8 protein-coding genes are annotated in these 6404 nt (G+C 29.5%); 6 read left to right on the top strand and 2 right to left on the bottom strand.

The features are described from left to right. The 5 genes from ACTHW2_RS06830 to tsaD form a co-directional block, all read left to right on the top strand. The coding region (locus tag ACTHW2_RS06830; protein ID WP_442263216.1) for a hypothetical protein at positions 1–249 on the top strand (249 nt) is incomplete at its 5' end. A gap of 658 nt (positions 250–907) precedes the next feature. Further along, positions 908–1366 (top strand): tRNA (adenosine(37)-N6)-threonylcarbamoyltransferase complex ATPase subunit type 1 TsaE, encoded by a 459-nt coding sequence (tsaE, locus tag ACTHW2_RS06825; RefSeq protein ID WP_442263215.1) that lies wholly within the window; start codon positions 908–910, stop codon positions 1364–1366. Continuing rightward, positions 1363–2061: a tRNA (adenosine(37)-N6)-threonylcarbamoyltransferase complex dimerization subunit type 1 TsaB gene (gene tsaB, locus ACTHW2_RS06820; protein ID WP_442263214.1), complete on the top strand. Its 699-nt coding sequence runs from the start codon at positions 1363–1365 to the stop codon at positions 2059–2061. Before tsaE ends, tsaB begins: the two co-directional genes overlap by 4 nt. Before the next feature lie 20 nt (positions 2062–2081). Beyond that, positions 2082–2531 (top strand): ribosomal protein S18-alanine N-acetyltransferase, encoded by a 450-nt coding sequence (gene rimI, locus ACTHW2_RS06815; protein WP_442263213.1) that lies wholly within the window; start codon positions 2082–2084, stop codon positions 2529–2531. A gap of 15 nt (positions 2532–2546) precedes the next feature. Continuing rightward, complete coding sequence (gene tsaD, locus ACTHW2_RS06810) at positions 2547–3557, top strand: tRNA (adenosine(37)-N6)-threonylcarbamoyltransferase complex transferase subunit TsaD (protein WP_442263212.1); 1011 nt, start codon at positions 2547–2549, stop codon at positions 3555–3557. A 150-nt stretch (positions 3558–3707) separates the two neighbouring features. Here the strand turns inward: tsaD and ACTHW2_RS06805 are convergent, their stop codons facing one another. Together ACTHW2_RS06805 and ACTHW2_RS06800 are read right to left on the bottom strand one after the other, a co-directional pair. After that, positions 3708–5612: an ABC-F family ATP-binding cassette domain-containing protein gene (locus tag ACTHW2_RS06805; protein WP_442263211.1), complete on the bottom strand. Its 1905-nt coding sequence runs from the start codon at positions 5610–5612 to the stop codon at positions 3708–3710. 63 nt (positions 5613–5675) lie between these two features. After that, positions 5676–5888, bottom strand: a complete 213-nt coding sequence (locus tag ACTHW2_RS06800; protein WP_442263210.1) for a hypothetical protein — start codon at positions 5886–5888, stop codon at positions 5676–5678. 133 nt (positions 5889–6021) lie between these two features. On the opposite strand from ACTHW2_RS06800, the gene ACTHW2_RS06795 reads away from it, so the two are divergent. Beyond that, a partial coding sequence (locus ACTHW2_RS06795) for a redox-sensing transcriptional repressor Rex (RefSeq protein WP_442263209.1) occupies positions 6022–6404 on the top strand: 383 nt, incomplete at its 3' end.

Here is a 6404-nt window from a genome sequence, read left to right as displayed (position 1 = left end):
CTTGAGCTTGATAAAGCTAGAAAGAAACGTCAAATTTCAGTTAACGGTGTGTCTAAATACTTAGGCGTTTCTATATCTGGATTCTACAATTTTATAAATCGAAAAGAATCTAAGCAATTAAAACGAAAGAAAAAGATTAAACAGTTGATAACAGAGATTTATAACGAATCAAATCAAAATAGATTTTTAATAAACTATGTAGATGCTTATATGCGAAGAATGCCAAAAAGTTGTTTTAGATTATTCTGATGTGGAAAATGAGTAAATCCCTGGCTTTGCCTTAAGTGCAATTATGACAAAGCTGATTAAACAACTATAAGTATTGATAATATGTGAATAGGGCATGATTTATCATTTGTTATTTTTTCTTACTATACTTTTGGATTTGTCATATTATATAGAAAAATACAGTTAAAAAAACTGAAATTTAATAATTTATTTAAAAATATAATATAATTTATAATCTGATACGCAATAAACCAGTAATACAGAAAATAACATATTATCCTCGGATAATATGTTATTTTCTGTATTTTATGGCCTTTTTAAATTAAGTCTTGATAAGAATTTTTCTGTTCTTTTTTTCAATATATTTTTATTTTGATAATATCTTCTTTATTTCTTTTACATTAGAATTAATTTTATTTATATTTTATAAATTATTGAGTTTGTTAAAAGAATAATTGAGTAAACTTAAAGATGAATCTTTTGATATTGATATATAATAGTAATTAAGTTAGTTTATGATTGTAATGTTATGTGTAAAAATTAAATTTATATTGAAGATCTTATTATTAGATAATGAAGATGGATTAGTATCCTCAAAGCGTAGTCCAATTATATCTTTCTGCAAGTTTATGATATAATTAATTTTAGAAAATAAAGAAGAAATGAAAGGCTGAGTAAAGTGAAAATCAAATTAGATAGTTTAGAAAATACAAAAACATTTGGAATAAAACTTGGCAAAACTTTAAAAAATGGAGATATTGTCTGTTTAAATGGAGAACTTGGTGCAGGTAAAACTACCCTGACTAAATCTATAGGCTTAGGACTTGGGGTAGAGGAATATATTACAAGTCCAACTTTTGCACTTATAAATGAATATAGGGGCAGGGTTCCCGTCTATCACTTTGATGTATATAGATTGGAAAATGTAGAAGAAATTGATGATTTGGGTTTCGATGAATATTTTTATGGCCAAGGGATATGTCTTATAGAGTGGGCAGAAAAGATTCAAGCTTTTCTTCCTAAGGATAGGATAGTATTAGATATAGAAAAAGGCAATGATATAGATAAAAGGATAATATCTTTATCTGGGACAGGAAAAAGATATGAAGAAGTTTTAAAGGAGATGGACATAGCTTGATAACTTTAGGATTGGATACATCTACAAAGGTAGCATCAATTGCTGTAATTGATGAAGAAAGAATAATAGGAGAATACTCTTTAAGTAAAGACATGAGTCACTCGGAAAAACTTATGCCTATGATAAAAGAGGTTTTAGATAATATAGATATAAAAATAGAAGATATAGACCTCTACACTGTAGCTGTAGGACCTGGTTCTTTTACAGGACTTAGAATAGGTATTACTACGGTAAAAAGCTTTAGTCACCTTTTCAATAAGCCAATAATAGGAGTATCTACTTTAGAATCTTTAGCATATAATCTTTCAGGAAGTCATGCTACTATAATGCCTATTTTAGATGCAAGACGTGATAGAATATATACTGCCTTGTATAAGTTTGATGGTCCTCAAATAATAGAGATAGAAGGATCGCAAATATTGGAAATAAAGGATCTAAAAGAAAAACTTAAATCATTTGATAATATAGCAGTAAATGGTGCCGGAAGTATAGCCTATAAAGAAGAGATAAAATCTCAACTAGAAGATAAAGTCTATTTTGGAAGTAGAGGACAAAATATAACTAGAGCAGCAAGCATAGCTGAACTAGGACTTAAAAAATATAAGGAAGGGAAAAGAGATGATCCATTTACTCTTATACCAGAATATATAAGAGCAACAAAGGCAGAAAGAGATTTAAAGGAAAAATCTCAGTAAGATCTTAGGGGGGATAGCTTTTGGAGATTATAGTTAGACAAATGCTAGAAAAGGATATAGAAGATATTGTAGAAATTGAAAAAGAAGCATTTACAACTCCTTGGTCCAAAAAAGCATTTACAAGTGAAATCAATGAAAACAATTTAGCATATTATTTAGTTGCACAAGTAGAAGGAAAAGCTGTAGCTTATGGTGGGATATGGCTTGTTTTGAATGAAGGACATATTACAAATATAGCAGTAAAAGAAGAATACAAGGGTAAGGGAATTGGAAATAAGATAGTAGAAGGACTTATATATCATTGTATAAAACGAGGTATAGATAATATGACTTTAGAAGTTAGAAAATCAAACCAGGTAGCCATAAATCTTTATGAAAAATATGGATTTATAGATTATGGTGTAAGACCTAAATATTATGCTGATGATGGGGAAGACGCTATAATAATGTGGCGCAGCAATAGAAATTAATAAGGGGGGTAAAAAGTGGATTTATTAACACTAGCAATAGAAACATCTTGTGATGAAACTTCAGTTGCAGTCATAAAGAATGGAAGAGAAGTTTTATCAAATATAATCTCTTCTCAAATAGATACTCACAAGAGATTTGGTGGAGTGGTACCTGAAATAGCTTCAAGAAAACATATTGAAAGTATAAATAATATAATTCAAGAATCTTTAGATAAGGCAGATTTAGAATTTAAAGATATAGATTTAGTAGGGGTAACTCGTGGGCCTGGATTAGTTGGTGCACTACTTGTAGGCATATCTAGTGCCAAGGCCTTGGCATATGGGCTTAACAAGCCCCTTATAGGTGTAAACCATATAGAAGGTCACATATGTGCAAACTACTTAACACATGAAGACTTAGAGCCTCCATTTACATGTCTAATAGTATCAGGAGGTCATAGTTATTTGATCCATGCTAATGGATATATAGATTATGAGCTTATGGGAAGAACCAGAGATGATGCAGCAGGGGAAGCTTTTGATAAGGTAGCTAGAGCTTTAGGCATTGCATATCCGGGAGGTCCTGTTATAGATAAATTATCTCAAAAAGGAAACCCACAAGCCATAGATTTTCCAAGGGTTTTTCTAGAAGAAGGATCTTATGATTTTAGTTTTAGTGGACTTAAAACTGCTGTACTGAACTATATAAATGGACAAAAACAAAAGGGAAAAGAAATAGTAGTAGAAGATGTAGCAGCAAGTTTTCAGGCAGCAGTTTTAGATGTACTTGTCGATAAAACTTTTAGGCTAGCAAAAGAAAAAGGGTCTAAAAAAATAGTTATAGCTGGAGGAGTGGCTGCAAATAAAGGGCTAAGGTCTATGATGGAAAGAAGAGGTCAAGATGAAGGGATAAAAATATTTTATCCGTCTAAAGTCTTATGTACAGACAATGCAGCTATGATAGGTTCTGCAGCTTATTATAACTATATAAATGGAAAAGAGAGTGAACTTGGTTTTACTGTAGAGCCTAATTTAAGCTTAGAATAAAAACTTATCCACAAATAGTCCAGTTTTCTTATCTAGGAAAAAGACTAATATTGTGGATAATGTGGAGTGAAAGTGGTAATAATGTAAATAATGGGACTTGTCTGTGGAAAAGAATGTGGATAATGTGTGTAGATTTGAATATTGAGAATATTAACTACTGATTTCTATCCACTCATTATATAAATTTTCAAGTTTAACTTGAGTTTCTTCTCTTTTTTTTGTAAGTTCTAAAACTTTTTTAGCATCTTCATATATATCTCCATCACATAGTTTTTCATCTATAGATTCTATCAGATTTTCAAGTTTTGAAATTTCATCTTCTAAAGATGAGATTTCTTTTTTCTTCTTTTTTTCTTCTAATCGAATCATTTTTTCTTTTTTTCGATCTAGCTTGATTTGAGTTTTTGTTTTTTCATTTATCTCTTCTTCTTCAATATCTTTTTCATTAATCTTTTCTAAATAATAATTATAGTTTCCAAGATACTCTTTTATACCATCTTCACTTAACTCTAAGATCTTATTACAAACACGATTTAAAAAATACCTATCGTGAGATATAACTAACAAAGTTCCATCATAATCAAGAAGAGCATCTTCAAGTATCTCTTTTGAATCTATGTCTAAATGATTTGTAGGTTCATCCATTAAAAGAAAGTTTGATTTTGAAAGCATCAGGTTTAATAGATTAAGTCTTGCTTTTTCTCCACCACTTAAACTTTCAACTTCTTTAAATATATCATCACCTATAAAAAGGAATTGACTTAGTAGTTTTCTTATATGAAAATAATCAAGCTTTGGATTTTTATCCCATATCTCATCCATAACAGTTTTTTCTAAATGTAAACTTTCCATCTCCTGATCAAAGTATCCAATATTTACCTTATGACCTAGGTCTATAGATCCAGCATCTTTTTCTTCTTCATGGAGTATCATCTTAAAAAGAGTAGTTTTACCTATACCATTTGCGCCAATAAGTCCTACTCTTTCGCCTCTATAAACTTCTAGATTTATATCTTTTAAAAGCTTAAAGTCACCAAAATTTTTTTCTAAGTCTTCAACAAAAAGAACATCTCTACCAGATTTGACCTTTGGTTGGAATCGTATGCGTGTCTTGTTTTCTTCGACTGGTTTGTCTAATGTTTTTATCTTATCTAAAAGTTTTTGCCTACTTTGGGCCTGTTTTATATATCTAGAGCCTCCATAGTTCATAAATCTTTCTACAATTTCTTCTTGTCTTTTAAGTTCCTTTTGTTGATTTTCATACTGTTTTTTCTTTATTTCTAGATCTTTCTTTCTTTGGGTCATAAATCTAGTATAGTTAGAATTATATATCTTTATTGTCCTATGTTCTAAAAGAAATATTCTATTCACAACATTGTCAAGAAAGAATCTATCGTGAGATATGATAAGAGTAGCGCCCTTATAGTCCTTTAAAAACCTTTCTAACCAATTTATAGCATCTATATCTAGATGGTTAGTTGGCTCATCTAAAAGAAGGATATCAGGATTTTCTAATAAGAGTTTGGCAAGAGATACTCTTGACTTTTGTCCACCACTTAATAAATTTATATTTTTATAAAAATCTTCCTCAGTAAAGCCAAGACCTACTAGGACTCCTCTTATATCAGATTTATAACCATATCCATTTCTAGCTGTAAACTTTTCTAAAAGATTTCCGTAGTCATCCATACATTTTTGAAAAGTTTCAGACTTTTTTTCACTATGTTTAGATATTTTTTCTTCTAATATTCGTAAGTCTTCTTCCATTTTTATAAGATGGTTAAAAATCTCTAAACAACTACCAAAAATAGTTTTTTCACTATCTATCTTTATATGTTGCTCTAAATACCCTATCTTTTTATTCTTTTGAACAAATATATGACCCGTATCTTTTTCTAAATTTCCAGATAATATATTAAAAAGAGTAGTTTTACCAGAACCATTTAGTCCTATAACTCCTACCCTGTCACCATATTCTAAATTAAAATTTATATCTTCAAGTATGTTATCTATTATATATGTTTTTTCTACGCCTCTACATGATAGTACTGACATTTAAAGCCCCCCAAATGTTAATACTATTATTGTAACAAAAAAATAGATCTAAGCAAAGTTTAATTAGCTCTTTAACTCATTTTCCATAGCTAAAGATGAAAGTACTTTATCTATTAAATCTAGTTCACAATATTTTTCATCTGTAAAATGGCTACAATTGACACAAGAATCATGCTTAGCTTCTACACTATTTGTTAAAGAATTATCCCTATTACTCTTTGGATTATATCTACTACAATGAGTAGCTATTTTTCTAAACTGTTCTAAACTTGCCATAAAAATCACTCCTTTATTATATTATTCTAAAATACCCTAGTAAATATACAAAAGAGCTACACTAATTCATTGATTATTTTTTAGCAAAGAGGTATAATATAGATACTATGAGTAAGTAGAAAGGTTGAGATGAATGAACAAAGAAATATCGATTACAGTTATAAGAAGAATACCAAAATATTATAGACATTTAACAGAGCTTTTTTCAGCTGGAACTACTAGAATATCTTCTAAAGAATTGAGTAAACTTACTGGATTTACTGCTTCTCAGATAAGACAGGATTTAAACAATTTTGGAGGATTTGGTCAACAAGGATATGGATATAATGTTGAAGAATTAAAAGATGAATTAGGAAAAATACTTGGTTTAGATAATGACTATAATGTAGTTTTAACTGGTGCTGGTAACCTAGGTCATGCACTTGCAAACTACAGAGGCTTTAAAGAAACTGGATTTAATATAATAGGAATATTTGACATAAGATATGATAATCCCAGACATTTAAACAATGATGA

Source organism: Tissierella sp. (assembly GCF_052089545.1).
Taxonomy (GTDB): Bacteria; Bacillota; Clostridia; order Tissierellales; family Tissierellaceae; genus Tissierella_A.
Note: the sequence above shows the minus strand (reverse complement) of the source record. Positions and strands in the feature narration are given on the sequence as shown.